Here is a 25,851-nt window from a genome sequence, read left to right as displayed (position 1 = left end):
TGGTGCATCTGACGGGGAGTCCGCCCGACCTGGCGCAGTTGCGCGGGCGGGTCAGCCGGCGGCTGGACCGGCTGCCGTGCCTCAGCCATGTGCTGCGGGCCGACGACGGGCCGCCCCGCTGGGTCTCCGTACGGCCCGACCTGGAGCAGCACGTCGGCGCACACCGGTCCCGCGCGGGCGCCGACGGCGTCGACGACGCCGTACGCGAACTGCTGCGGCAGTTCCTGCCCGTCGGTGCGCCCGCCGTGGCGGCTGGTCGTCCTGGCCGGACACGCGGCCCACGAGTACTGCCTCGTCTATCTCACGCACCACTCGGTCCAGGACGCAGGGAACATCGTCTCCGTCCTGGAGACCCTCTTCGGCCCCGACGAGGGCAGCGGCCCCACCTCGTCCACCGTCCCCCGGTTCGAGGGCACGGGCCTGCCCGGGCCCCGCCAGGTCCTCGGCACCGTCGCGCACACCTGGCGCGGCACCCGCCCGCACGGACTGTGGACATCGAGCGCACAGCCGCTGTCCGGCCGCCGCCACACCCTCTGGCAGGACATGCCGAACCGGCTGCTGCGCGAGACCGCACGGGCGTACGGCGCCACCCGCAACGACGTCCACCTGGCCGCGCTCACCCACGCGATCAGCCAGTGGGCCGCCGAACACCGGCCCGAGTCCTGCCGGGACCCGCTCCCGATGATGGTCCCCGTCAATCTGCGCACCCACGACGAGACGGCCCTGCCCGGCAACCGCTTCTTCCTGGCCCGCCTCGACCTGCCCGGCGGCTCGATGCCGGCCCCCGTCCGGCTGCGCCGCACCCTCACGCCCACCGGCCCGCTCAAGGACCCGGCCTACCGGCAGTCCCTGTACCGGCTGACCCGGCACGCTCCCAGAACCCTCCTCGACCAGGTGATCGCCCGCAGCGCCCGACCGGACAGTCTGACGGCCGTCGGCTCGATCTTCACGGTCCGCAAGCCCTTGCGGTACCACGGCGACCCCGTCCACCGCTTCGCCCCGATCATCTGCTGCCCGAACGGCTTCCCCCTCGCCGTGGGCCTCTTCCTCTACGGCGAGACCTCCACCGCCTCGTTCCAGATCGACAGCGCGCTGACCGGCGCCGAGGCGATCCCCCGGCTGTGGCGGCAGGCCGTCGACGACATGGCCGCGGGCGTCGGTGCCGCAGTGGGCGGGGAGTGAGGCACGCCGTGCGACAGACCCTCGGTTACGTGACCGAAGCGGGCCCGCCGGTTCAGGACCCGGTCCTCACCCTGGCCGCCCTCGCCCGCGCCTCCGGCGACGACGACCCCTACCTCGCGTACGAACAGGGGGAGTCCTGGTTCTTCGCCCGGGCCGCCCTCGCCCGGATCACGGTCGGCCGGACCCACCTCCACTACACCTGCGGCACGGACCGCAAGGACATCCCGTGGCACGACCGGCCCCTGCCCGCCCTCGCGGGGCTCCTCGCGGCACTCCCCGTCGAGGACTGGCGCCTCTACGGCACGGCCTGCTTCGAACTGGCCCACGCCCAACAGACCGACACCGGCGGGGACTTCCTCGACCGGACTCCGCACCGGCCCCTCCTCCACCTCTTCGTCCCGCACGAGGAGGTACGCATCACGCCGGCCGGAACCCTGCTGCGCGCGAGCGATCCGCACCGGCTCCGCCGCCTCGCCGAGCAGCTCCGCACCCCGCCCGCCCCGCCGTTCACCCCACCGCCGATGCCCTGGCCGGACCCGCCCGCGGACCCCTCGTACACCGCCGCCGTCCGTGTGGCGGTCGACGGGATCCGGGCCGGGGCCCTCCAGAAGGTGATCCTTTCGCGCAGGATGCCCGTCGGCTTCGCGGTCGACTTCCCGGCGACCTATGTCACGGGGCGCCGCGCCAACTCGCCCGCCCGTTCCTTCCTGCTACACCTCGGGGAGACACGGGCCACGGGCTTCAGCCCCGAGACCGTCGTCGAGGTCACCCCGGACGGCACGGTCCGCACCCAGCCGCTCGCCGGGACCAGGGCCCGGCCGGCCGACCCCTGTGCCGCGGCGGCGCTGCGCGAGGTCCTGCGCCACGACGGCAAGGAGATCGTCGAGCACGCCATCTCCGTCCGGGCCGCCTACGAGGAACTGGCCGCGCTGGGTGAGCCCGGCAGCACGCACGTCACGGAGTACATGACAGTGAAGGAGCGCGGCAGCGTGCAGCATCTCGCCTCGACCGTCGAAGCCCGCCTCCCCGTCCAGCTCACCTGCTGGGACGCCCTCGCCGCGCTGTTCCCGGCCGTCACCGCCTCGGGTATCCCGAAGGCGGCGGCCTATCCCTGGATCAGGAGGCTGGAGGGGGAGGAGCGCGGGCTGTACGCGGGCGCGGTCCTCACCGCCGCGAGCGACGGCTCCCTGGACGCGGCGCTGGTCCTGCGCACCGTCTTCCAGGAGGGGGACCGCACCTGGGTCCAGGCGGGCGCGGGCATCGTCGCGGACTCACGCCCGGAACGGGAGACGGAGGAGACACGCGAGAAGCTGGCAAGCATCGCGCCCTACCTGGTACCGCGGCCCGGCGCGCCTACTGACCCTGCCGCTCCTGCTCCTGCTTGTCCTGCTGCAACTCCTTGACGCGCGCCGCTTCCTTGCGGACGTCGGCCTGCACGGAGCGCTCCCGGCGGAGCCAGCCGGGGTCGTCCTGCTTCAGCGCGTCGATCTGCTCGGTGGTCAGGGGCTCGGTGACCCCGCCCCGGGCGAGCCCCGCGATGGAGACGCCCAGTTTCGCGGCGACCACCGGACGGGGGTGCGGACCGTCGCGGCGGAGGTCGCTCAGCCAGGCCGGCGGGTCGGTCTGCAGCGCGGTCAGCTCGGCGCGCGTGACGACACCCTCCTGGAACTCCGCGGGGGTGGCCTGGAGGTACACACCCAGCTTCTTCGCCGCGGTCGCGGGCTTCATGGTCTGGGAGGTCTGGTGCGTCGTCATGGGGTCCAGGGTATCGAGCGTACGAACCAACGCCGACCACGGCGGACAGGGCAGGAGGCGGGGCAGGTAGCCTGGCGCGGTGACTGGCTCGGAAGATTCCCCCGCGTTCCGTCTCGCGTACGTCCCGGGAGTGATCCCCGCCAAGTGGGTGCGGATCTGGAACGAGCGGCGCACCGACGTCCGCCTGACCCTGCTCCAGGCGTCCCCCGCCGAGGCGCACGACCTGCTGCTGTCCGGCGACGCCGACGCGGGCCTCGTACGCCTGCCGGTCGACCGTACGGTCCTCAGCGCGATCCCCCTCTACACCGAGACCACGGTGGTCGTGGTCCCCAGGGACCATGTCGTGGCCGCCGTCGACGAGATCACCGCCGAGGACCTGGCCGACGACATCGTGCTGCACCCCCTCGACGACACCCTCGCCTGGGAGAACCTCCCCGGCCGCCCCGCGCTGGAGCGCCCCGCGACGACCGAGGACGCGATCGAACTGGTCGCCGCCGGGATCGGCGTCCTCGTCGTGCCCCAGTCCCTGGCCCGCCTCCACCACCGCAAGGACCTCACCTACCGCCCGGTCACCGACGCCCCCGAGTCCCAGGTAGCCCTGTCCTGGCCGGAGGCCCGCACGACCGACCTGGTCGAGGACTTCATCGGCATCGTCCGAGGCCGCACGGTCAACAGCTCCCGAGGCCGCAGGGAGGAGCCAAAGACGGACCAGCCGAAGCCCAAGAAGCGCCCCCAGCCTCCTGCGGGACGGTCGGCAGCCCGGGGCGGGGGCGCCGGGAAGGGCGGAGCAGCGGGTAAGAGCGCCCGAAGCGGCGGTTCCGGCAGGACAGGCGGCGCCCGCCAGGGCAAACCCCGCCGCAAGTCGTAGAGGGGCCCTGGGGAGGCGGCGCGGAACGCGCCCCGAAAGGGGCGCGGGGAACTGCGCGACCAGCCCCCACCGGGCCGCGGTGAAGAAACCGCCTATCCGGGCTCAGGCAACACCGCGAAGCAGTCCTGCACGGGGTCCGGAACCCGCGCACCGGAGTCCGCGGCGAACTCGATCTCGTACAACCCCGGCTCCAACACCCTCCGCACCTCGTACCGCCCCGGCGCGACCTCCCCCAGAACCAGAGAAAACGTCTCACCGTCCTCCCGCCTCACCGTCGCCCGCACCCGCTCCGGAGCCCGGGCCGCACCCACGACCCGGGCGCGCAAAACCACCGGCGCCGAGCAGACGTACGCATCGTCGACCTCGCTGCTGATGGCCGGAGGCACCCGCACCGCCGGATCCGACGGGCCGCGCACGTTCATCAGACCGGGCGCCTGGAGACGTACCAGGAGTTCGAGAAGCCGACCGGTCAGCACGCGCGGCGACTGGAGCGCGCCGTGCGCCTCCGGCACGAACCGGCACCGGTCCTCCGGCAGCGCGGGCGGCATCGCCGAGACCCGGGGTACCACACCGTCCCCGTCCGCCAGAACCGACGGGACCAGCGCTCCCGGCGGCTCGGCCGAGCAGACCACCCCCTGCCCGTTCCAGCGCGCCGACTGGAGCGTGCCGCCCTGGCGGGTACCCACCAGAGGAAGCGTCACATGCTGGTGCGCGTACGCGGGAAAGCTCTCGGCGTTGTACGAGGCCGCCGCCGCGATCTCCCGGTGGAAGCCCAGACCGTCACCCACGAGATCCCGGCGCACCCCCGGCAGGGGCGCCGCGTCCTCGATCCGGATGTGCCCCGCCCCGGTGTCGATGACCGAGTACACCGGCAGCAGTTGGTGCACCGAGGGGAACCCGCGGGTCAGGTTCCGTACGCCGGGCAGGTGCCGGAAGCCGTTGGCGAGCGTGTCGAGCGCGCGCACCGAACCACGGTGCGGGGTGCCCAGGGTGATCAGCGCCCGGCAGTCGCGCCAGCCGCCCAGCACCTCGACGTAGTAGCGGGCGATCAGACCGCCCATGCCGTGGGCGATGACGACGGCCTTGGTGTCCTGCGCGCCGGTCCGCTCCCGGAACTCGGCGACATGCAGGTCGATCACCTCGGCCAGCCGCCGGGCGTGCACCCGGTTGTCCAGCCGCCAGTCGTACGGGAACGTCAGCAGCCCGCCGCCCGGACCGTCCGTCACGTCGAAGTGCCCGCGCACCCAGTCGACGGTCTGTGCGTACCCCTTGCTCCGCAGCAGGCCGGGCAGCACGGCGACGTCGGGAAACAACCGTGACGCCCGGACCGACGACGTGTCGCAGCGCAGCGTCAGCGGATGCCCGGTGGTGTCCGGATCCCGCAGCTCGGCCAGGGACTGGAGCAACGGCTTGCCCGGCGCCCACAGCGGACCCGTCGGTCCCTCCAGGACACTGCCGAGGATTCCCGGGACCAGGACGATCGGATGTCTCACAGGACAACGCATGTGCCCGCCCCCGGTGGCCGGATGCGGAGGCCCCAGGTGCCCACCCCCGTGGGACACCCGGGACCTCCCCCTCGATACCCAGGACCAGTACCGAGGAGACTGAGAAAGCGGTGGAAGCACAGAAGACACGGAAGGCACGGAAGCCGCAGCGGGCACAGAAGGAACAGAAGGCGCAGAAGGCGGGAAACAGGAAGGGACGAGTCACTTCCTGCCCGGCCCGGCGACTCCCTTCGCCCGATCCTGATCCTCAATGCCTTCTCCCTGCATTCGACGGGACGCTCCGTACGCCTTTTGGGTCAGCTTTGTCCGATCTCGCCGTCGGAGGGAGAGATCCGGTGTTGCCAGGGCATATTTGGCAACACCGGGCAACGGGCGGGCGATTGCGGGCGGTCGGGGGTCCCATGGACGACGTGGTGAACGGCGTGACGGAAGGCGTGACGGGCGAACCGGGGCAGTTCGGCGGGGAGTTACGCCGCCGGCGGCTCGCCGCCGGACTCTCCCTCGCCGACCTGGCGGGCCTCGTGCACTGCAGCCGGGGCTACCTCAGCCGTATCGAGAACGGCCACCGCCGGGTCACCCGTGAACTCGCCGAAGGCTGCGACGACGCGCTGGACGCCAAGGGCGAACTGCTCGACCTGGCCCCCGAGTCGCGCGGTGACACCCCCGACGTACCGCCCGCGCGAACACCTGGTCTCCGGCGCGCGACACCACTGCCCACCTCTAGTACGGTCCCGGCCCAACCCTCCCGGTACGGCGCGGAGTTCGACCGGCTGCTGGCCCGCGGCGACACCAGCTACCTGGCCGGACGCATGGAGGAGGCGGACGCCTACTACCGCCAGGCCCACCAGTGGGGCGCGGACAACCCCGAGGCGCAGGCCGTGGCCGTCGTACGGCGGGCCCGGCGCTGGTCCGATCCCGGCCGCGTCGACCACGAACTCCTGCACCTGATCCGGGAGACCCTCGCCGCGCTCAAGAGCCGTGACGGCGCCGAGGCGGCCGGACTTCGCCTCCGCCTCGGCGCACATCTGGCGAAGAAGCTCTCCATGGCCGTCAGTGAGGACACCGCCTGGCCCGGCGCCGGACCCGAACGCGGCGCGGACCTGGCCCGCCGGACGTTGGAAGGCCTGGCCACCGGCGGCCAGGACGAAGAGACGCGCTGCGAGGTGCTCACCGAGTGCCGCTGGGGCCTGTACGACTTCGTCCCGGCCATCGAATCGCTGACCGTCTCCCTCCGCCTACGGGACTGCGCCCTGCGCGCCCGCTCCCCGTACTTCCTGGGCGAGTCCCTCGTCGCGCTCGCCATCGACCAGCTCCGCGTCGGCCGGGTGCACGGCGCCACGGGCACGGTGGCCGAGCACCGCAGGCACGCGGCCCGTACGCGCAGCGCCCTCGCGCGCTGGCAGCAGTGCACCCTGGACACCCTGCTCGACCTGTGGTGCGGCCGGTTCGACTCCGCCACCGACTGGATCTTCGGCGAGTCCCGGGAGATCGTCGCGAGCCTGGAGGCGGACCTCGCGGTCCCCGCCGACACCCTGCTGCAGACCCGGCTGGGCCAGGTGTACTGGCTGCTCAGAGAGCAGGGCAGGATGGCCGAACTCTTCAGCTCCGGGCTCGCCGACGGCGTCGAACGGCACGGGTACTTCCCCGTCTGGCGGGCGGGGTTCGCCCTGGCCCGCTGCGAGGTGGGCGACCACGACGAGGCGGCCGACCGCCTGCTCGCCTTCCTCCGGGAGACCGCCGACTGCACCTCCCTCCCCCCGCACGGCTGGTCCGTACCGGCGCTGGTCCTGCTGGCGGAGGTCTGCGCAGGCCTCGACGCACACGGCGGCTACGCGGCCGAACTCGCCCACGCCGTACCGGTACTGCGCGAGGCGCTCGCCCGCAGACCGGCGGGGATCGCCCTCGCAGGCTGGCCTGTCGTCCTGGTCGGCCCGACAGAACGTGCCATGGGCCTGCTGTCCCTGGCGGAGGGCGACACGGCAACAGCCCTCGGCCACTTCCGCCAGGCCGAACGCCTGGTAGTAGGCAGCTCACCACCCCAGACGGCCCGCCTCAGGGCGAACGAGGCCCGCGCACTGCTCCGCGAGAAGGACAGCACACGCCGGGCCGAGGGCATGACACTCCTCCGGTCGGCACTGGTGGGAGCGGAGGCGAACGGAATGGGACTACTGGCGGCGGAATGCCGGGAGCTGCTGGCAGGGGAGGAGGGACCGCCCCTCGGCCCGCAGGGCCGCTAGGGGCGCGGGGAACTGCGCGACCAGCCCCCACGCACCCGCACCCGACAACGCACCGGCCCTACCCGTTCTGCCCAGCCGTCCCCGCGAGCCACTCAAACGCCGCCCTGGCCATGAACTCCCGCTGCCCACCCCGCACCAGCAACTCCGCCGCAGCGAACCCGGGATCATCGGCCTGTGCGGCGAGGTACGGGATCGCGACGCAGCGCATACCGGCCGCGTGCGCGGCGGCGGCGCCGGGAGCCGCGTCCTCCATGACCACGCAGTCCGCGGGTGCCACCCCGAGGCGCCGCGCGGCCTCCAGGAAGACGTCCGGCGCGGGCTTGCCGTGGGCGACCTCGTCGGAGGACACGACGGTCCGCAGATACGCGTCCAGGCCCGTGCCCGCCAGGGTCGCCTCGATGGTCCGCCGCGCGGAACCCGAGGCCACCGCCATGGGAACCCCCTCACCCGCCAGCAGCTCCACGAACTTCCGCATCTCGGGATAGACGGGAGTGTCGGCCCGGGCCAGCTCCAGATAGCGCCGGTTCTTCTCCGCGAGCAGTTCCTCGACCGGCGCGCGCAACCCGTACCGCTCCCGCCACAGCGTGACCGTCTCCCGGGTGCTGATGCCCACGGACTTCTCCTGATCGGCCCAGGTGAAGCCGGTGACGCCGTACGCGGCGAGGGTCCGCCGGCTCGCCTCGTAGTAGTTCGGCTCGCTGTCCACGAGGGTGCCGTCGAGATCGAAGATGACCGCGGTGGTGCCGAGAGTGCTCATGGCTCCCAGGATGCCAAGAGGCACAGACAAGAGGCACAGAGAGGTCAGCCCGCGGCCGTACGTCCGATCGACTCCACCAGCGGCAGCAGCCGGTACGGGACCCGCTCGCGCAGCGCCACCTCCGTGCGGGTGCGGACCACGCCCGGCACGCTGATCAGCGCCTGGATCACGTCCTCCAGATGCGCGTTGTCACGGGCCACGACCCGCGCGAGGAGATCACCGCCACCGGCGATCGAGAACGCCTCGACGATCTCCGGTACGGCCGCCAGCGCGTCCCCGACCTCGTCGAGATGGCCCTGGGTGACCTCGATGTGCACGAACGCGAGCACCGGGTGGCCGAGGGCGGCGGGGGAGAGGGAGGGACCCGTGCCGGTGATCACGCCGTCCCGTTCGAGACGGTCCAGGCGGGCCTGGAGGGTGCCGCGCGCGACGCCGAGGACCCGGGCGTACTCACGCACGCTGGTGCGCGGCTGCTCCAGCAGCAGCCGCAGGATGCGGGTGTCCAGCTCGTCCACGGCCATGGCGTCCGGCCTCCTCGTACCTGGTCGTGCATGGTCCGTTGGCTCGGCGGTGGACGCTCGAGGACCGAAATGTCTGTGCCAATGGTCCAGCTTATTCGATCGCACTTGAGCCAGTGGTGGCAGGGATGCTGCAATGTCCCCGTCGATGGCGCTGCGGACTCCGCGGCGCCTTTTGCATGCCGAATTTCGGATTTCAGACGGTGGGGGCGGGACAGCAGTGCTGAAGAGGGTGTTCATGGCGCCGGACCCGGGCCGCGCACGGCTGCGCTTCGCCGCGCGGGGCGTGCTCGGCATCGGTCTGGCCGTCACCGTCTGCGGCCTCGCGGGGCACTCGCTCACCGGCGCCGTGACCGGCGGACTCGCCGCGCTGCTCGCCCTGTTCACGGTCACCGACGCGACGGTGCGCGGGCAGGCGGTCACCACCGCGCTGCTGCCCGCCGTCGGCCTCCCGGTCCTCGCCGCCGCTGCCGAACTGCACGACCGTCCGGTCGCCCGAGGGCTGGTCTTCCTCGCCGTCGTCGGCGCGGGCGTCTACGCGCGCCGCTGGGGCCCGCGCGGCCACAGCCTGGGCGTCTTCGCGTTCATGACCTTCTTCGTCGCCCAGTTCCTGCACACGGGACCGGAGCAGCTGCCCGAGCTGTCCGCCGCCGTCGTGCTGTCCCTGCTCACCGCCTCGGCGGTGCGCTTCGCACTGTGGTGCTACGAGCGCCGTACGACCCCGGTGCCGGCCCCCGTCGCCCCGGCCGGCGAACGGGGCCTGGCCCGCGCCACCACACGCCAGGCCGTCCAGGCGACGGCCGCCGCCGGATTCGCGTTGGTCGTGGGCCAGCTGGTGTCCGGGGACCGCTGGTACTGGGCCGTCGGCGCCACCTGGTGGATCTTCGTGAACACCACCTCGCGCGGCGAGACCCTGGTCCGGGGCTTCCGCCGCGTCCTCGGCACGGTGCTGGGCATCGGGCTCGGCCTCGCCGTCGCGGTACCGGTCGCGGGGGCCGCCGTCCCCACCGCGGTGCTGGTCGCCGTCTGCGTGTTCGGCATCTTCTACTCGGCCGCCGTGTCGTACACGTGGATGATGCTCTCGGTCACTCTGCTCGCCGAACTGCTGTACGGGCTCCTGGGCGTCCTCGACCCGGCGCTGCTCGCCGTACGGTTCGCGGAGACCGGTGTCGGAGCCCTGGGTGCGCTGCTGGCCGTGCTGTTCGTCCTGCCGATCACCACGCACGCCACCACCGACGCCTGGATCCAGCGCGCCCTGCGCTGCGTCCACGCCTGCACCGCCGAGGCCACCGCCCGCCTCGCCGGTGCGCCGGGCGACGGTGCGATCCCCGACCCGGCACCGCGCGTGGCCGAACTGGAGCTGCTACTGGGGCGCGTCCGGCTCTCGGTCGCGCCGCTCGTGCATCCGCTCAACCCCGTACGCGCCCGTAAGCGCCGGGCGCACCGGGTACTGGCGCTGCTCGACGACTGCGCCCGCGAGATCCGCGGCCTGGCCGCCGTGGCCGCGGACCCGGAGGCCTCCCACGACATCCGGCTCGCCGCCGCCTGCCGACGGGTGGAGACGGCCGTGGAGGCGCTCACGGAGGGCCGCGCCGACACCGTCACGGCCCCCGCCGACCGGCCCCACGTCGCTGAACCCGCTCTCGCCCACCTGCACGGCCTGGAACGGGCCCTGGCCGAGCTGGCCAAGCCGCTGCGCGGCCCCTCGGGTTCGCCGCTGGTCGGCGCCTGAGGTTCCGGCCGTACGGACCCTCCGATGGTCTAGACCGATGAGGTACGGTCGCCCCGACCGATCAGCGCACCGAGAGGGGACGGCAGTGGGGCAACGGCGAGCGTTCATCGGCTCGTTCACGGCGGCCGGGGGACCGGGGGTCCTGGTCGCCGCCGTGGACGACGACAGCGGCGCCCTGACGGTGCTCGGCGCGGCGGACGACGTACCCGACCCGTCGTATCTCGCCCTCGCCGCCGACGGGAACACGCTCTACGCGGTCAGCGAGACCGCCGAGGGCGCGGTGGCCGCCTACCGCGTGACCGGCGACAAGCCCGAACTCGCCGGGCCGCCCGTGCCGGTCGGCGGTGACTCGCCCACGCATCTCGCCCTCTTCGCCGGGCACGTACTGACCGCCAACTACGGCTCCGGCAGCGTCACCGCGCTGCCCGTCCGCGCCGACGGCACCCTCGCCGGCAGCGCGTCCGACGTGCTGCGGCACACCGGCTCGGGCCCGGACCCGGCGCGCCAGCAGGGGCCGCACGCCCACCAGGTGCAGCCCGACCCGAGCGGCCGGTGGGCCGTCGGCGTCGACCTCGGCACGGACTCCGTCCAGGTGTGCGCACTGCGCGACGGCACCCTCGTACCGCACCGCGAGACCGCCCTGCGCCCCGGTTCCGGACCGCGCCACCTGGCCTTCCACCCGGACGGCCTGTACGCCTACGTGCTGAACGAACTCGCCCCGACCGTCACCGTCTGTCGCTGGGACGCCGCCGAGGGCCTCCTGACGCCTCTGGGCGAGACGCCGGTGCTGCCGGGCGCCCCCGACGGCGACGCCTATCCGTCGGGCATCGTCGCCTCGCCCGACGGCCGCTTCGTGTGGACCGCGACGCGCGGCCAGGACGTCGTCTCCGTGCTCGCCGTCGACGACGCCGGAGCGGCCCTGCGGCTGGTGGACACGGTGCCGTGCGGCGGCCACTGGCCCCGCGCCCTCGCCGCCTCCGACGGCTTCCTGTACGCGGCGAACGAGCGCTCCGGGGACGTGACCTGGTTCGCCCTCGACCCCGACACCGGCCTCCCGCGCCGAACCGGCTCGATCGAGGTCCCGGCCGTGTCCTGCGTGATCTTCGGCTGAGCACCCGCCCGCGCACGCCGGAAACGCCGAGGGCCCGCTCCTGGGAAAGGAGCGGGCCCTTCGGCGTACCGTGTTCCGGCCGTCGTACTGCGCCGCCGTACGGGGGTGCTGCCCAGGTCAGCGGACCGGGGCGCCCTGCGGCTGCGGGGCGATGCCCAGCGCCGTCGTGTACTTGGCCAGCGCCAGCTTGCCGATGGCCGGGTACGGGCCGAGCGCGTCGGAGGAGGCACAGCCCGCCTCCTTGGCCGCGGCCTCCAGCAGACCGGCGTCGATCTCCGGGCCGATCAGATACGGGGCCAGCGCGAGGTTCTGCGAGCCCGAGGCGCGCAGCTGCTCGGCGATGGCCGCGATCGAGCCGTCCTGGTCGAGGGCCGCCGCCATCACCGGCACGGCGAGCCGCGCGGCGAGCAGCATGCCCGTGATACCGGCCGCCTGCACGGCCTCCTCGCCGCCCACGGAGGCCAGGATGATGCCGTCCGCGGCGGTCGCCACGGTGAACAGCCGGGCCCGGTCGGCGCGCGCGAGGCCCGCCTCGGACAGCCGTACGTGGAGTCCCTCGGCGAGCAGCGGGTGCGGGCCGAGGACATCGGTCAGGTCGGCCGCGATCCGGCTCTCCATGACGGCCTGACGGACCTGGCGCAGCAGCGCGTTGTCCGGACCGGCGAGCAGCGGCACGACGACGGCCACGGGGCCCTCGGGCTGCTTGGCGTCCGCACCGGCGGCGAGGGCCTGCTCGTAACGGGCGGTGCGCTCCTGCGCGGTGTGCGTGAGCACGGACTGGAGCGTGGGGAACTCCGCGTCGTCACCGTCGAGGTACCCGATGCGGGCGTCGAGGCCGGGCAGCTCGGAGCGGGCGATGCTCACGACCTCCTCGGCGAGGCTGCGGGTGGCGGCACTGGGCGTGCCCGGCACCGCGAGGACGAGCGCGGGCGCACCCTCGGGAGCCGCCAGCGGTTCGGGGCGGCGGTGCCGGCCCGGCTGGCGGGGGCGCGGCATTCGTACGGGCAGGCCGGCGGGCCCAGTGGGGGAGCTCATGGCGCCGCATGTTACTGGCTTATTGGGCTCCCTTGTTCGGGGAGGGTGCAGGTGAGCGGTATCCGTCCGCTTTTGTCTGATGAGTTACGTGCGGATCAGAAGTGGTCAGTACGTGGTGACTTCGCCGCCGGGTGGAGGGGAAGGATTCGGCCGTGATGATCCTTCGGTGCTGGTCAACCGCGCGCGGCCGACAACGCCCGGTGGGGCGGGCGGACTTGCCCGACGGGGGGACGAGTCGCCCACTGTCCGACAATCCGGCATCAGGTTCGTATGCCGGTCATTCGGGCTCGTATGTCGGTCGATACGCGCGGTGTTCGGTCGTCACGCCCCCTGCCCGGTCAGGGCAGGCGCCAGTCCACCGGGGCTGCCCCCTGCCCGGTCAGCAGGTCGTTGGCGCGGCTGAAGGGACGTGAGCCGAAGAAGCCGCGGTCGGCCGACATGGGGGAGGGGTGGGCCGACTCGACCGACGGCAGACTGCCCAGGAGCGGGCGGAGGTTGCGGGCGTCGCGGCCCCACAGGATCGACACCAGCGGCTTGCCCCGCGCGGCCAGTGCGCGTATCGCCTGCTCGGTGACCTCCTCCCAGCCCTTTCCGCGGTGTGCGGCGGGGCTGCGCGGAGCCGTGGTGAGCGCCCTGTTGAGGAGCAGTACCCCCTGCTGGGTCCATGGCGTCAGATCGCCGTTGGACGGCTGGGGCGCCCCCAGGTCGGTGTTCAGCTCCCGGAAGATGTTGATCAGGCTGCCGGGCAGCGGGCGCACCTCGGGCGCGACCGAGAACGACAGCCCGACCGCGTGCCCCGGGGTCGGATACGGGTCCTGCCCGACGATCAGGACCCGGACGTCGTCGAAGGGCTGCTGGAAAGCCCTCAGGACGTTCGGTCCGGCCGGGAGATAGGTGCGTCCCGCGGCGATCTCCGCGCGCAGGAAGTCGCCCATCTCGGCGATCCGTCCGGCAACGGGTTCGAGGGCTTTCGCCCAGCCCGCTTCGACAATCTCATGCAACGGTCGTGGTGCCACGGCGTCACCCTACTGCCGTACATACGACAGAGATCAACCGGTGGTCTAAGCCCGACCGGGGATGACCGAACCGTTGCTGCTTCTGACCCTGCCCGTGCACACCGCCCCCTACAGTTCTGTCAGTTGGACCCGAGCCGTTTCTTTGTGACGGCGTCTCAGCTTCCCTGTTCCTCTGTGACTGTGTCTCAGTCGATCACCGCGGCTCGCACGCACAGCACGTCCGGCAGGTGGGACGCCAGCTGCTGCCAGCTGTCGCCGTCGTCCGCCGACGCGTACACCTCGCCGTTGCGGTTGCCGAAATAGACGCCCGTCGGGTCCGCGTCGTCCGTGCACAGGGCGTCGCGCAGCACCGTGCCGTAGTGGTCCCCCTGGGGCAGGCCCGCCGACAGGGGCTCCCAGTTCAGGCCCGCGTCCGCCGTACGGAAGACCCGGCAGCGGCGGTCGGCCGGGACACGGTCCGCGTCGGCGGTGATCGGGAAGACGTACGCCGTGTCGCCGCGGTGCGGGTGGGTCGCCGCCGCGAAGCCGAACGTCGAGGGGAGGCCCGCGCCGATGTCCGTCCAGTGCGCGCCCGCGTCGTCGCTCCGGTACACACCCCAGTGGTTCTGGAGGTAGAGCCGGTCGGGGTCGGCCGAGTCCTTCGCGATCTTGTGCACGCACTGGCCGAACTCCGGGTTCGGATCCGGCAGGAACACCGCGGAGACACCGGAGTTGGAGGGGGCCCAGCTCGCGCCGCCGTCGGTCGTGCGGAACACGCCGGCCGTCGAGACGGCGACCGTCATCGCACGCGGGTCGCGCTGGTCGGTGATGATCGTGTGCAGGCCCTCACCGCCACCGCCCGGCACCCACTGGGAGCGGGTGGGATGCTCCCACAGCGGGCGGACCAGCTCGAAGGACTCACCGCGGTCCTCGGAGCGGTACAGCGCCGCCGGTTCCGTGCCCGCGTAGACCACGTCCGCCTCCGCCGTGGACGGGTGGAGCTGCCAGACGCGCTCCAGCGAGGCGCCCGTGTCCTTGGGGAACTTCACGGCGGGCCGCTCCGGTTCGGTCCAGGTCCGGCCCAGGTCGTCGGAGTGGAACACCGACGGTCCCCAGTGGGCGCTGTCGCCGCCGACCAGCAGCCTCGGGATCTCGCGGCGGGTGTCGATCGCGATCGAGTACACGGCCTGCGCGTTGAAGGAAGGGCTCTCGTCGAACTCCCACGTGCCACCGCGCCGGTGCCCGATGAACAGGCCTTTGCGCGTGCCGACCGTGAGCAGTACCTCGGTCATTCCGATCACCTCCGGGACGTCTTTGTCCAGTCATCGGCCAGTCTGCACCCCACCACTGACAGTCACCTCTGGAGACGGCGTCTGTACAGGTCAGGGCGGTCTGTCGGCGGGATGTGACGGAGACCTCGGGGGAGCCCTGAGCAGGGGCGGGACATCGCGCGTATGGGAGGACGGCAGGGCATGTCCGTGTGCGCGTGAGGAGGATGCCTTCGATGGCGGCATTCCGTGGTCCGAGGGTGTGGCTGTGGCGTTGGCGGCGTAATCCGCTGAGGCGTCGCGTGGATGCCGTGGAGGGGTGGGCCGTGCTGGCCACCTGGGCGCTCACCGTGCTCACCGGAGTCCTCATCGGCCTGGTGGCGACCCACTCCGTCGAGCGGGGGCTGGCCAGAGAGCGGGCCGAGTGGCATGCCGTGACGGCGCTCGTCGTCGAGGACGCGCCCGGTACGGCCGGCAGCGAGAAGGTGTGGGCGAGGGTCCGCTGGACCGCCGCCGACGGCACCCGGCACACGGGCCAGGCCCGGGTCGACTCGGGCAGTACGGCGGGCAGCCCGGCGACGATCTGGACGGACCCGCAGGGCCGCCTGGTGACCAAGCCGGCCACCGAATCCGAGGCCCGCCTTCGCGCCGCCCTGGTCGGCGCCCTGGCGGGCGCGAGCGGGGCGACCGTGCCTTACGTGGCCTGGCGTCTTCTCCGTGGTCGTCTGGAGCGACGGCGGATGGAGGAGTGGGAGGAGGCGTGGGAGCGGTTTGATCCCATGTGGGGGCGGAACACACGCTGATCATCCGGCTGCGGGCGGGTGGGGGCTGGTCGCGCAGTTCCCCGCGCCCCTGGAAACCCTGCCCGTCCCGATTCGTTCGGCTGCGGGTCGGTGGGGGTTGGCCGCGCAGTTCCTCGCGCCCCTAAAAGCCTGCCCGTCCCGATCCGCCTGGCTGCGGGGCGGTGGGGGTTGCTCGCGCAGTTCCCCGCGCCCCTAGGAGGGCGCTCCGCGCCTGTCCAAGCCGCCCAGCCTGCGGGCATGCGTGCCGCCTGGGGCGGCACGGGTGGGCGCAGGCGGCACCCCGTAAGCGCCGGGCTGCGCGACCCACCCCCCCAGCCTTACACCAGTTCCCCGCAAGCTCGCAGCAACCGTTCGTCCTCCAGTACGTCCTGGGCGGAGAATCCCCCGGGACGTGCCCGGTGTCGGCGTCGCGTCGTGAGTTCCGTGCGTGGTAGGTCCCGTAAGGGTGCCGCTGCCGGGCCCATCGCGAGCAGGCAGGCGGCGATCGTGCCCCGGGTGTACCGGTTCCGCGTCCATGCCGAGCGGAGTACCGGGACGACCGGATCGGCGTCCCCGGTGATCAGCCACAGCGCGCACGCCGCCCGCGTCCGCTCCCACACCTCCTCGGACTCGCACAGCCGCAGCAGCCCCGGCACGGCAATCCGGGCAGCGGGGCCGAGCCGCGCCAGCACCTCGGCGGCGGCAGCGCGCCGGCGCCAGTGCTCGCCCGTCAACTCCCGCAACAGCACGGGCAGTACGGCATCCACATCCCCTTCCGCATCGCCTTCCACATCACCCTCCACCGACCACAGCGCGCCCGCCGCCCGCACCGCGTGCCCGGAATCGAGCAGCAGCCCGCGCAGCACGGGCACAGCATCCCGCGCGGCGGCTCCGAAAGCCCCCAGCGTCTCGATCGCCCGTTCCGTCAGCCACCCCCGCTGACGCTCGTTCAGCCCCGGGCCCGCCGGTATCTCGTGCAGCACCCGCAGAACCCGCAGCACCTCCGGCGTGGCCGCCCCGTCGCCCAGTGCCGTGAGCGCCGACAACAGCGGCACGGCACGGTCGTACGCGTCGGGGAGGTCGAGACGGACGCCCGCGAGTCTGGCGCGCAGCGCGGGGGCCAGGGAGGCGGCGGCCCGGCCCAGGTGCGCGATCGTGTGGCCCAGGTCGTCCGGTGCGGCGGGGTCGGCCAGCAGCTCCGCCAGGACGGGTATCGCCCGTGGATCCCCCGTGCGGGCCAGGGCGTTGAGCGGACTGCCCACGGTGGACGCGCCCCGCTCCCGTACGCGTACGCGGACCTCCGGGCGTGCGGTGACCAGGGCGAACAGGTCGTCGGCGGCGGGGGCGGCCAGGACGAACAGGTCCTCCAGGACGGCCGACGCGGCTTCCCGCAACCGGTCCTCGTCGGCGCCGAGTTGCCGCCCGACGAGGGTCACCGGTTCCGTGTAGTCGGCGCGCCATTCGCGGAACAGCCCCGCCGACATCCACACCGCGTTGCACCGGTCGGTCGGCGCGGGGCTGCTCAACTGCCCGTTGAGCAGGGCGATCCGGTCGTCCACCCGGTCGTCCAGGGCGAGATGGACGGTCCGCAGCAACTGTGAGCCCTCCTCGTCCGAGGGGCGCAGTCGGCGGAGGTGGCTCGTGAGGGTGTCCGCCGCCAGGAAATCGGAGCACTGTGCCCGTCCGGTACGGCGCGCCGATCTCTCCCGGAGGAGGGCCACGACCGTCGGGACCAGATCGGCGGGGCGGTGCTCGGGCGTGCTCAGCGCGAGCTGGCCCAGCGCGGCCAGACGCAGTCCCGGGTCGAAGGGCGGAGCGCTCAGCGTGACCAACTGGCCGACCGCCTCCGTCCCGTGCCCGCCGTGCAGGCGGGTGAAGAGGCCGAGGCTCTCCACCAGGGCGAGCAGGACGCTGTCGTTCCGCTCCACCGTGATGCGCTGCCGCAACACGGTCAGCACGCGCGTGGGTTCGTCGAGAAAGCGGACCAGAGCCGTCGGCGCTGCCCGCCGCACCCCGGTGTCGCGGTCCCCGACCAGCTCGACGAAGACCTCGGCACCGGCCCGGACAGCCGCACCGGCCTGTGCCGAACGGGCGCCGCCCGCCTCGCCGATGCTCATCAGCAGCTCCACGATCCCGCCCCGGTCCCGCACCTCCTCCCGGGCGGCGAGCGCGAGCAGAAACGGAACGCAGGCGAGCGTCGAGTCGTACACGGCCCCCTGGTGGTGCACCGAGCCGTACATCCCGTCGAGTGCCGACTCGCGCTCCCCGGGGTCCGCCGAGGCCAGTCCCCGCAGCAGTCCGGGCACGTCCTCCGCGCTGCCGTACGCATGGCGCATCGAAGCCCAGTCGACATCGTCGATCCCCGTGAACACGCTGCCCCTCCCGGACGAAGTACCACCTGATCGGGAGTCTGCACCACGGCACTGACAATCAAGCGGAATCCGGGGAGGGAGTACGAACGCATGGTCGACGCCCGGGATCCGGGGGCTTTTCGGGCACAGAAACGGCGGCCGTACGAGGCGGGTGCGGGCCGCCTCGTACAGCCGCCGGAGGGGGGTGGTTCGGTGGTGTCAGCGGTACGTGATGTCGCTGGTCGCGTACTTGCAGTAGGTGCCGTCGGCGCCCGAGCCGTTCGTGGTCGGCTCGCTGCCGGTGTTGTTGCCGATGTACTTCTGGCAGGGGACGATCTTCTTGCTGCTGTCCCCGACGATCGTGATGCCCTTCAGGGTCGCGCTGTCGCCGTAGTTGGTGTTGATGCCGACGAGCCTGCCGCCCGACCAGGTGGCCTCGATGGTGTTGAGGTTGATCGTCCGCTTGTACTGCGTCGAGCAGTTGCCGCAGGAGCGGATGAAGGTGCCGAAGTTCTGTACCGCGAAGTTATTGATGTTGAGCGTCCCGGCGCCGTTGAACTGGAACACCTTGTCGCTGGCGGACCGCGCGCCGCCGCCGGAGACGGTGTAGACGTTCGACGACGAGCTGCCCCGGAAGGTGGCGGCGTCCTCACCGACGTCCTCCCACCACACGTTCTGCAGCGTGCAACTGCCCGCGCAGTGGATGCCGTCCGCCGCGGGCGCGCCGATGATGACGTTCTTCAGGACCGTGCCCGCGGCCAGCGAGAGGATCGGCCCCTGGTCCTCGTCCTGCCCGCCGGTGCCGAGGTCTCCGGTGCCGTAGAGGCGGATCATCCCGTAGTCCTTGGTGCCGGACAGCGAGATCGTGGAGGAGACCGCCTGGGTGCCGCTTGCGGTGGGCCAGGTGGCGGCGCTCGCCGGTGGGGCGCCGAGTGTCATGATCATGCCAGCCGAGAGCGTGAGTGCGGCCAGCGAGCCGGTCAGTGCGCGCCCGCGGGCGCGCGGAGGTGCCGAAGAAGTCATGTCCCGATTCCTTCTTCCCTGTTGGGGGGTGGTCAGAGCTTTCCGGCGCCCGCGCCGCTCGTCACCGAGGCGACGACGGAGGAGGCGGGCTCCGCGGTGTAGCTGTACGGAGCGGTGGTGAAGGCGCCGACCTGCGAGACCTCCGTGGCGGCTCCGCCGAGGTCGTTGCCGCGCAGGTTGGCGTATCCGTCGACGTCACTGCTGCGGTTCGTGGTCACCGCGACCGGCGTCGAACGGAAGACGTTGTTCTCGACGAGCATCTGGGCGCCCATGCGGGAGTGCACGGCGGTCTCGGCCCCCTCGACGTAGTTGTCGTAGAAGTGGCCGGTGCCGAACCGCAGACTGGGGATGCGCGAGTAGACGTTGCTGAAGTGGTTGTGGTGGAACGTCACCTTCAGGTGACCGGTGTCCTCGGACGCGTTGTTGTCGCTGTGGCCGACGAGCGAGCCCTTGAAGTGGTCCTTGAAGGTGTTCCAGGACACCGTCACGTTGTCGGAGCCGTGGTTGATGTCCAGCAGACCGTCGTAGTAGTCCTTGTCGTGCGTGCGGTCCGCGGAGAAGGAGTTGTGGTCGATCCACACCTTCGTGGACTCCTGGACGGTCACCCCGTCGGAGGGCGCGAGCGGCTTGCTGATGTTGAGGTTGCGGACGACGACGTTCGTCTCCTCCTTGACCCTGAGGCCGCCGCCGGTGAACCCGGAGGACGAACCGACGCCCAGGACCGTGGTGTTGGAGCCGATGTCGACCTGACCGCTCAGCGTGATCAGACCGTTCACCCGCACGACCTTGGCCGCGTTGCCCGTGACGGCCGTCGTGAAGGCGGCGAGCGTCGTCACGGTGACCGGGGTGGCGCTGCCGCCGCCGGTCGTTCCGGCGCCGAATCCGATGGGCGCGTTCTCGGCCGCCCCGGCCGGCTGGGGGACGGCCAGAACGGCGACGGCCGCGAGAGCGGTGGCCACGGCCGTCACCGCCGCGGATCTTTGCGTCTGTGTATGTGGGGGGCGTGTACGCATGCGGGTGCGTCCCTTCGCGAGGGCTGACTGACCGTGGGAGAGATCAGGTATATGAATACCGTTCACCATGTTGTGTGTCGTGGTGCTTCCTCAGGGGGTGCGCCGTCCCTGTAGGTGTGGGCTCAAGGCTGCTTCGAGGTCGTCTCGTCGAATGCGGATCGACACCGATGGGTCACATCGATGAACGGAAGGTAGGGGGTAAGCGCTTTCTGGTCAACGCTTTGCGCGCGATGTGTGCCGGTCGGTTCCGCAACCGCTGGTCAGCGAATGTTTTCGACGTGTGGGAGCGCTTCCATGGTGGCCATGCCCATGCCACGATGCGGCTGGGCTGCCCCGCAAAGCGGGACTTCTGCTTCCGCCACGCGAACCCCACGAGCCGTGTTGAGGAAGGGACAAGGACGTGTCCACCACTGTCGGCAACATCGCGAAAAGACCGCTGCGTTCGGTGCTCGTCGCGCTTCTCGGAGGCCTGCTGCCGTTACTCGCGGCGACATTGCTCACCGCGCCCGCGGCGACAGCCCGTACAGCGACGCGCGCGGCGGCCCCCGTCGAGGCCGCCGCCACGCTCACCGAGGTCACGAACTTCGGGACCAACCCCAGCAATCTGCAGATGTACGTGTACGTGCCGGACACTGTCACCACGCGCCCGGCGGTCCTCGTGGCCGTGCACTGGTGCACCGGCTCCGGGCCGGTGTTCTACTCCAACACCGAGTACGCCTCGCTGGCCGACCGCTACGGCTTCATCGTGATCTACCCGTCCGTCACCCGCGCCAGCAAGTGCTTCGACGTCTCCTCGCCACAGGCGCTGACCCGGGGAGGCGGCAGCGACCCGGTGGGCATCAAGTCCATGGTCGACTACGTCACCCGGACCTACGGCGCCGACACCAGCAGGGTCTTCGCCACCGGGGTCTCCTCCGGCGCGATGATGACCAACGTCCTGCTCGGCGACTACCCCGACGTGTTCGCGGCCGGATCGGCCTTCGCAGGCGTGCCGTTCGGGTGCTTCGCCACCACCAACGGCTCGGAGTGGAACAGCGAGTGCGCCCAGGGGACGGTGATCCACACCGCGCAGGAGTGGGGCAACTTGGTGCGCAGTGCCTACCCCGGCTACACGGGGACCCGGCCGCGCATGCAGCTCTGGCACGGCACCGAGGACGACACCCTGCGCTACCCCAACTTCGGGGAGGAGATCAAGCAGTGGACCAATGTGCAGGGGCTCACCCAGACGCCGACCGCGACCGACTCGCCCCAGTCCGGCTGGACCCGCACCCGCTACGGCGCCACCGGTGACAGGGCGCCCGTCGAGGCCATCAGCCTCCAGGGCGTCGGCCACAACCTGATCACCACCGGCATGGCCGCCCGCGTGATCACCTTCTTCGGCCTGGACAGCGGCGGCACCGTGCCCCAACCCCCGGCCGGCCCCTGCAAGGTGGCCGTCACGGTCAACGCCTGGAACACCGGACTGACCGCGTCGGTGACCATCACCAACACCGGCACGACAGCGGTGAACGGCTGGAATCTGGGCTTCACCCTGCCTTCCGGCCAGACCATCACCTCCGGCTGGAGCGCCACCTACGCACCGGCCTCCGGCGCGGTGACCGCCACCGACGCCACCTACAACGCGGCCATCGCGCCCGGCGCGAGCGTCGGCATCGGCTACCAGGCGAACCACACCGGCAACAGCGCCGCGCCGTCCGGCTTCACGCTCAACGGCACGGCCTGCACGACCGGTTGAGCCCGAGCTGCCGGGTGCGCACCACGAGCGCGCACCCGGTCACCTCGCCCGGAGTTCCGAAGAACGCACCCCAAGCGCCCCGAACAGCCTGAAGAAGACGCCCGGACAGAAGAACCAGATAACAGAAGAACCAGACAGAGGAAGGCCCCGGCCCGTGAAGTCCCCCCGCCTCGCGCAGTCGCCCCGCTCCCAGCGGCCGTCCGGAAAGGCAGCGCTCGCCTACCTGGTCGCCACCTGCGTGTTCGTGCTGGCCCTCGCCGTGGCGTCCTCCGCCGTGGTCGCCCTGGTCAGAAGCCCGCAGCCGACGGTCGCCGACCCGGGCCGGCCCGCCCCGCGCTGGGTCAACACCTGGACGTCGATGCCGCAGCTCACCGAGCCCGGCAACATGCCGCCCGCGCCCTTCACCGGGGAGCGCGCCACCCTCGTCGACACCACCCTGCGCCAGACCGTGCGCGTCTCCACCGGCGGCGAGCGCATCCGCCTGCGCTTCTCCAACGCCTTCGGCACCACCCCGCTGCCCCTGACCGCCGTGACGGTCGCCCTCCCGCTGGACGGCCGGGCCGGGGTCAGCGCCGTCGAACCCGGCACCCTGCGCGAGGTGACCTTCGCCGGACGCCGGTCCACCACCGTCCCCGCCGGGGCCCAGGTCGTCTCCGACCCGCTGGACTTCGGGCTGCGCCCCGCGACCAACCTGACCGTGACGACGTACCTCGCGAACGGCCAGACCTCGCTCGCGCTCACCTCGCACCCGGGCTCGCGCACCACCTCGTACCTGCGCAACGGCGACGGCACGGCCCAGCAGGACCTGCCCGGGGCCACCCCGGTCAACCACTGGTACCTCCTCAGCGACGTCGAGGCGCTCTCCCGGCCGGACACGCGGGCCGTCGCCGTGCTGGGCGACTCGCTGTCCGACGGCCGGGGCTCCACGACCAACGGCAACAACCGCTGGCCCGACCAGCTCCTGGACCGGCTCAGGGGCCTTCCGGGCGGCGACCGGATCGCCGTACTCAACCAGGCCGCCGGCGGCAACCGGGTCCTCAACGACGGCCTCGGACCGAACGCCCTCGCCCGGCTCGACCGGGACATCCTGGCGCACAGCGGGGTCTCCTGGCTGATCGTCTTCGAGGGCGTCAACGACATCGGCACCGCCGAGGCCACCCCGGCCGCCCAGCAGCGCGTCACCGACGACCTCATCGCCGCCTTCCGGCAGATCGCCGTCCGCGCGCACGCCCAGGGCATCCGCGTCTACGGCGCCACCGTGACGCCCTTCGGCGGCAGCACGCCGTACGACGACCCGGGAGGTCTGCGCGAGACGTCCCGGCAGGCGGTCAACGACTGGATCCGTACCGGAGGCGCCTTCGACGCCGTCCTCGACTTCGACCGGGCCGTCCGCGATCCGGCCGACCCGCGGCGGCTGCGCGCGGACCTCCACGACGGGGACTGGCTGCATCTGAACCCCGAGGGGTACCGGATTCTGGCCGCGACCGTGCCCGCGCACCTGTTCCGGAAGAGCTGACAGCCGCCGACCCGGGTTGTTGCCGGTCGCCAATGCCCTCATCCTGGGACATATGGCTACTGGGCCGCGGGAGGAAGAGCGGGTGGTCCCGTCCGGTGATGCCCTGGCGGTGATCGACGCGCACGGCACCCTCACGGGCTGGAGCGAGGGCGCCCGCAGGCTCACCGGGTACACCGCCGCCGATGTCACCGGCCGCCCGGCGGCGGACCTGGTGGCGGGCGACCCGCGCACGGCCTGGCGGGAGCTGCGCGCGTCGGGCGCCGCCGTCGTCGCCGTACGGCACCGGGACGGGCGGCGGGTGGAGTCGGCGCTGCGGCTGAGTCCGGTGCTGGGGCAGCGGCGGGCGTACGTCGTCACGGCGGCGCCCGACGACGCGCGGCGGGACCTGGGCGAACTGGCGTTCCGGCAGGCCTCGGTGTCGATGTCCGTGTTCGACACCGAGCAGCGGTATCTGCGGATGAACGACGTGGCCTGTGCCGTCATGGGGCAGCCCGAGGGCGCCTTCCTGCACCGGTACTTCCCCGACACCGTCGAGGACGCCGAGCACAGCCGGGGCTTCCTGCGCCATCTGGAGATCGTCGCGGAGACCGGACGGCCGGTCCACTACGAGAGCTGGACACGGTCGCCATCGGGGCGGCGCATGCACGCCTGGAACTTCGAGATGTGGCCGCTGCGCGATCCGGCCGGCGAACTGCTCGGCGTCGCGCTCGCCGGCTTCGACAGCAGCGAGCAGCACTGGGCGCGGCAGCGGCTGGCCATGCTGAACGAGGCCGCCGCGGGCATCGGCACCCGGCTCGATGTCGCCCAGACCGCCCGCGAACTTGCCGAACTCGTGGTGCCCCGGCTCGCCGACTTCGCCAGCGTGGACCTGCTGGACTCGGTCCTCCAGGGCGACGAACCGGCGGTCGGGCCGGTCGACGCCGACGTCGAGCTGCGCCGGGTCGCCCACCACTCGCTGACGGCCGGGGTGCCGGAGGCCGCGATCGGCCTCGGCGCGGCGGACGTCTACCCGCCGTACTCACCGCCCGCCCGCGCACTCGCCACCGGCCTGCCCGTCCTCGCCCGCACCGGCGAACCGGACCTCGACCGGTGGTTCGGCCGGCACACGGCCCGCTCCGCGAAACTGCGCACCAACAGCGGCACGGCCACCCATGACCTCGCGCTGATGGCCGTACCGCTGACCGCACGCGGGACGACGCTCGGCGTGGCAGTCTTCGTACGGCTGCTGACCCCCGAGAAACCCGACGTGTTCGACGAGGACGACGTGTCGCTGGCCCGCGAGCTGACCAGCCGCGCGGCTGTGTGCGTGGACAACGCCCGCCGCTACACCCGCGAACGCACCACCGCCCTGGCCCTCCAGCGCAGCCTCCTGCCCCAGACCGTGGCAGGTCAGGCGGCCGTCGAGTTCGCCTCCCGCTATCTGCCCGCACTGTCCCAGGCGGGCGTCGGCGGCGACTGGTTCGACGTGATCCCGCTGTCCGGGACCCGGGTCGCGCTGGTCGTCGGGGACGTCGTCGGCCACGGCCTGCACGCCTCGGTGACCATGGGCAGACTCCGTACGGCGGTCTGGACGCTGGCGGACGTCGATCTGCCGCCCGACGAACTGCTCACCCACCTCGACGACCTGGTCGGCCACCTCGGGACCGACGAGAGCGGCGAGGCCGGCGAGATCGGCGCGACCTGTCTGTACGCGGTCTACGACCCGGTGTCCCGGCGCTGCACGCTCGCCGCCGCCGGACATCCGCCGCCGGTCGTCCTCTATCCCGACGGCCGAGTCGAGGTGATCGAGGTGAGCGCGGGCCCCATGCTCGGCGTCGGCGGGCTGCCCTTCGAGGCGACCGAGCTGGAGCTGCCCGAGGGTGCCGTGCTCGCGCTCTACACGGACGGGCTGGTCGAGGCCCGCGATCTCGACCTGGACACCGGAACGGCCGCTCTGTGCACGGCACTTGGGGTCCCGGCCGGCAACCTGGAGGAGGTCTGCGACACGGTGCTCGACTCCCTGCTCCCGGAGACGCCGGGTGACGACGTCGCCCTGCTGGTCGCCCGCACCCGCGCGCTGGACGCCGAGCAGGTCGCGGTCTGGGACCTGCCCGCCGACCCGGCCGTGGTCGCCACCGCCCGCAAACACGTCACCGACCAGCTGACCCGCTGGGGCATCGACGAGGCCGCGTTCGTCACGGAGCTGGTGGTCAGCGAGCTGGTCACCAACGCCATCCGCTACGGCGGCGAACCCATCCAGCTCCGGCTGATCCGCGACCGCACCCTCATCTGCGAGGTCTCCGACGCCAGCAGCACCTCGCCGCATCTGCGCCGGGCCCGCACCTTCGACGAGGGCGGACGCGGCCTCCTCCTGGTCGCCCAGCTCACCGACCGCTGGGGCACCCGCCCGACGGGCACGGGAAAGACCATCTGGGCGGAACAGGCGCTGCCGCCAACTCTCTGAGAAATCGAGGGACTTACGCCCCTCA

General features: G+C 72.4%; 20 protein-coding genes. 10 read left to right on the top strand and 10 right to left on the bottom strand.

Going from position 1 to position 25,851, the window contains the following annotated elements; translation table 11 throughout:
• Positions 1–234: 234 nt before the first annotated feature.
• Positions 235–1,182: a hypothetical protein gene (locus ACWDR4_RS24030; protein ID WP_450411453.1), complete on the top strand. Its 948-nt coding sequence runs from the start codon at positions 235–237 to the stop codon at positions 1,180–1,182.
• 29 nt (positions 1,183–1,211) lie between these two features.
• Positions 1,212–2,585 (top strand): salicylate synthase, encoded by a 1,374-nt coding sequence (locus tag ACWDR4_RS24025; protein WP_450411451.1) that lies wholly within the window; start codon positions 1,212–1,214, stop codon positions 2,583–2,585.
• Here ACWDR4_RS24025 and ACWDR4_RS24020 read toward each other — a convergent pair.
• A complete protein-coding gene (locus tag ACWDR4_RS24020; protein WP_450411449.1) occupies positions 2,536–2,937 on the bottom strand; it encodes a DUF5997 family protein in 402 nt (133 codons plus the stop codon). The two genes, ACWDR4_RS24025 and ACWDR4_RS24020, sit on opposite strands and share 50 nt — an antisense overlap.
• Before the next feature lie 79 nt (positions 2,938–3,016).
• Here ACWDR4_RS24020 and ACWDR4_RS24015 point away from each other — a divergent pair, with 79 nt between their 5' ends.
• Positions 3,017–3,805 carry a LysR substrate-binding domain-containing protein gene (locus ACWDR4_RS24015; RefSeq protein WP_450411448.1) on the top strand — a complete coding sequence of 263 codons (789 nt, stop codon included), beginning with the start codon at positions 3,017–3,019 and terminating at the stop codon, positions 3,803–3,805.
• A 92-nt stretch (positions 3,806–3,897) separates the two neighbouring features.
• On the opposite strand, the gene ACWDR4_RS24010 is transcribed toward ACWDR4_RS24015, so the two are convergent.
• Complete coding sequence (locus ACWDR4_RS24010) at positions 3,898–5,298, bottom strand: esterase/lipase family protein (RefSeq protein ID WP_450411446.1); 1,401 nt, start codon at positions 5,296–5,298, stop codon at positions 3,898–3,900.
• Between the two features lie 413 nt (positions 5,299–5,711).
• On the opposite strand from ACWDR4_RS24010, the gene ACWDR4_RS24005 reads away from it, so the two are divergent.
• Positions 5,712–7,547, top strand: coding sequence for a helix-turn-helix domain-containing protein (locus ACWDR4_RS24005; protein ID WP_450411444.1), 1,836 nt, complete (start codon positions 5,712–5,714; stop codon positions 7,545–7,547).
• 58 nt (positions 7,548–7,605) lie between these two features.
• Here ACWDR4_RS24005 and ACWDR4_RS24000 read toward each other — a convergent pair whose 3' ends face one another.
• Together ACWDR4_RS24000 and ACWDR4_RS23995 are read right to left on the bottom strand one after the other, a co-directional pair.
• Positions 7,606–8,304 carry an HAD family hydrolase gene (locus ACWDR4_RS24000; protein ID WP_450411443.1) on the bottom strand — a complete coding sequence of 233 codons (699 nt, stop codon included), beginning with the start codon at positions 8,302–8,304 and terminating at the stop codon, positions 7,606–7,608.
• A gap of 44 nt (positions 8,305–8,348) precedes the next feature.
• Entirely contained in the window at positions 8,349–8,825 is a 477-nt protein-coding gene (locus tag ACWDR4_RS23995; RefSeq protein ID WP_450411441.1) for an Lrp/AsnC family transcriptional regulator, read from the bottom strand.
• Between the two features lie 217 nt (positions 8,826–9,042).
• On the opposite strand from ACWDR4_RS23995, the gene ACWDR4_RS23990 reads away from it, so the two are divergent.
• Both ACWDR4_RS23990 and ACWDR4_RS23985 read left to right on the top strand, forming a co-directional pair.
• On the top strand, positions 9,043–10,554 hold the full coding sequence (locus ACWDR4_RS23990; RefSeq protein WP_450411439.1) for an FUSC family protein: 1,512 nt from the start codon (positions 9,043–9,045) through the stop codon (positions 10,552–10,554).
• Between the two features lie 37 nt (positions 10,555–10,591).
• Positions 10,592–11,665: a lactonase family protein gene (locus ACWDR4_RS23985; protein WP_450411438.1), complete on the top strand. Its 1,074-nt coding sequence runs from the start codon at positions 10,592–10,594 to the stop codon at positions 11,663–11,665.
• 117 nt (positions 11,666–11,782) lie between these two features.
• Here the strand turns inward: ACWDR4_RS23985 and ACWDR4_RS23980 are convergent, their stop codons facing one another.
• From ACWDR4_RS23980 to ACWDR4_RS23970, 3 genes are all read right to left on the bottom strand, one after another.
• Positions 11,783–12,700, bottom strand: coding sequence for a sirohydrochlorin chelatase (locus ACWDR4_RS23980; RefSeq protein WP_450411436.1), 918 nt, complete (start codon positions 12,698–12,700; stop codon positions 11,783–11,785).
• 338 nt (positions 12,701–13,038) lie between these two features.
• Positions 13,039–13,716 (bottom strand): uracil-DNA glycosylase, encoded by a 678-nt coding sequence (locus ACWDR4_RS23975; RefSeq protein ID WP_450411434.1) that lies wholly within the window; start codon positions 13,714–13,716, stop codon positions 13,039–13,041.
• 185 nt (positions 13,717–13,901) lie between these two features.
• Positions 13,902–14,987, bottom strand: a complete 1,086-nt coding sequence (locus ACWDR4_RS23970) for a WD40/YVTN/BNR-like repeat-containing protein (RefSeq protein ID WP_450411433.1) — start codon at positions 14,985–14,987, stop codon at positions 13,902–13,904.
• A gap of 212 nt (positions 14,988–15,199) precedes the next feature.
• Here ACWDR4_RS23970 and ACWDR4_RS23965 point away from each other — a divergent pair, with 212 nt between their 5' ends.
• Positions 15,200–15,766: an Rv1733c family protein gene (locus ACWDR4_RS23965; protein ID WP_450411431.1), complete on the top strand. Its 567-nt coding sequence runs from the start codon at positions 15,200–15,202 to the stop codon at positions 15,764–15,766.
• A gap of 317 nt (positions 15,767–16,083) precedes the next feature.
• Here ACWDR4_RS23965 and ACWDR4_RS23960 read toward each other — a convergent pair whose 3' ends face one another.
• The 3 genes from ACWDR4_RS23960 to ACWDR4_RS23950 all read right to left on the bottom strand — a co-directional run bounded on the left by ACWDR4_RS23960 (position 16,084) and on the right by ACWDR4_RS23950 (position 20,132).
• Positions 16,084–18,117, bottom strand: coding sequence for a HEAT repeat domain-containing protein (locus tag ACWDR4_RS23960; protein ID WP_450411429.1), 2,034 nt, complete (start codon positions 18,115–18,117; stop codon positions 16,084–16,086).
• A 198-nt stretch (positions 18,118–18,315) separates the two neighbouring features.
• Positions 18,316–19,119, bottom strand: a complete 804-nt coding sequence (locus tag ACWDR4_RS23955; protein ID WP_450411427.1) for a pectate lyase — start codon at positions 19,117–19,119, stop codon at positions 18,316–18,318.
• A 32-nt stretch (positions 19,120–19,151) separates the two neighbouring features.
• Entirely contained in the window at positions 19,152–20,132 is a 981-nt protein-coding gene (locus ACWDR4_RS23950; RefSeq protein WP_450411425.1) for a pectate lyase family protein, read from the bottom strand.
• 400 nt (positions 20,133–20,532) lie between these two features.
• Between ACWDR4_RS23950 and ACWDR4_RS23945 the strand changes: the two genes are divergently transcribed.
• From ACWDR4_RS23945 to ACWDR4_RS23935, 3 genes are all read left to right on the top strand, one after another.
• Positions 20,533–21,867: an extracellular catalytic domain type 1 short-chain-length polyhydroxyalkanoate depolymerase gene (locus ACWDR4_RS23945; protein ID WP_450411423.1), complete on the top strand. Its 1,335-nt coding sequence runs from the start codon at positions 20,533–20,535 to the stop codon at positions 21,865–21,867.
• A gap of 223 nt (positions 21,868–22,090) precedes the next feature.
• The gene (locus ACWDR4_RS23940; RefSeq protein WP_450411545.1) at positions 22,091–23,383 is read left to right on the top strand and encodes an SGNH/GDSL hydrolase family protein; all 1,293 of its coding nucleotides are present in this window, start codon (positions 22,091–22,093) and stop codon (positions 23,381–23,383) included.
• 52 nt (positions 23,384–23,435) lie between these two features.
• Positions 23,436–25,826, top strand: coding sequence for a SpoIIE family protein phosphatase (locus tag ACWDR4_RS23935; protein ID WP_450411421.1), 2,391 nt, complete (start codon positions 23,436–23,438; stop codon positions 25,824–25,826).
• Positions 25,827–25,851: the final 25 nt, after the last annotated feature.

The sequence above is a fragment of the Streptomyces sp. NPDC000878 genome (assembly GCF_053599695.1).
This window is presented reverse-complemented; position numbering and strand designations above follow the sequence as displayed.

Excerpts from the sequence above, each read along its gene's own strand:
- ACWDR4_RS23935 (WP_450411421.1), top strand. The coding sequence starts at position 23,436 with ATGGCTACTGGGCCGCGGGAGGAAGAGCGGGTGGTCCCGTCCGGTGAT.
- ACWDR4_RS23965 (WP_450411431.1), top strand. The coding sequence starts at position 15,200 with ATGGCGGCATTCCGTGGTCCGAGGGTGTGGCTGTGGCGTTGGCGGCGT.
- ACWDR4_RS24005 (WP_450411444.1), top strand. The coding sequence starts at position 5,712 with ATGGACGACGTGGTGAACGGCGTGACGGAAGGCGTGACGGGCGAACCG.
- ACWDR4_RS23955 (WP_450411427.1), bottom strand. The coding sequence starts at position 19,119 with ATGACTTCTTCGGCACCTCCGCGCGCCCGCGGGCGCGCACTGACCGGC.
- ACWDR4_RS24000 (WP_450411443.1), bottom strand. The coding sequence starts at position 8,304 with ATGAGCACTCTCGGCACCACCGCGGTCATCTTCGATCTCGACGGCACC.
- ACWDR4_RS23950 (WP_450411425.1), bottom strand. The coding sequence starts at position 20,132 with ATGCGTACACGCCCCCCACATACACAGACGCAAAGATCCGCGGCGGTG.
- ACWDR4_RS24020 (WP_450411449.1), bottom strand. The coding sequence starts at position 2,937 with ATGACGACGCACCAGACCTCCCAGACCATGAAGCCCGCGACCGCGGCG.
- ACWDR4_RS23985 (WP_450411438.1), top strand. The coding sequence starts at position 10,592 with ATGAGGTACGGTCGCCCCGACCGATCAGCGCACCGAGAGGGGACGGCA.
- ACWDR4_RS23980 (WP_450411436.1), bottom strand. The coding sequence starts at position 12,700 with ATGAGCTCCCCCACTGGGCCCGCCGGCCTGCCCGTACGAATGCCGCGC.
- ACWDR4_RS23995 (WP_450411441.1), bottom strand. The coding sequence starts at position 8,825 with ATGGCCGTGGACGAGCTGGACACCCGCATCCTGCGGCTGCTGCTGGAG.
- ACWDR4_RS23970 (WP_450411433.1), bottom strand. The coding sequence starts at position 14,987 with ATGACCGAGGTACTGCTCACGGTCGGCACGCGCAAAGGCCTGTTCATC.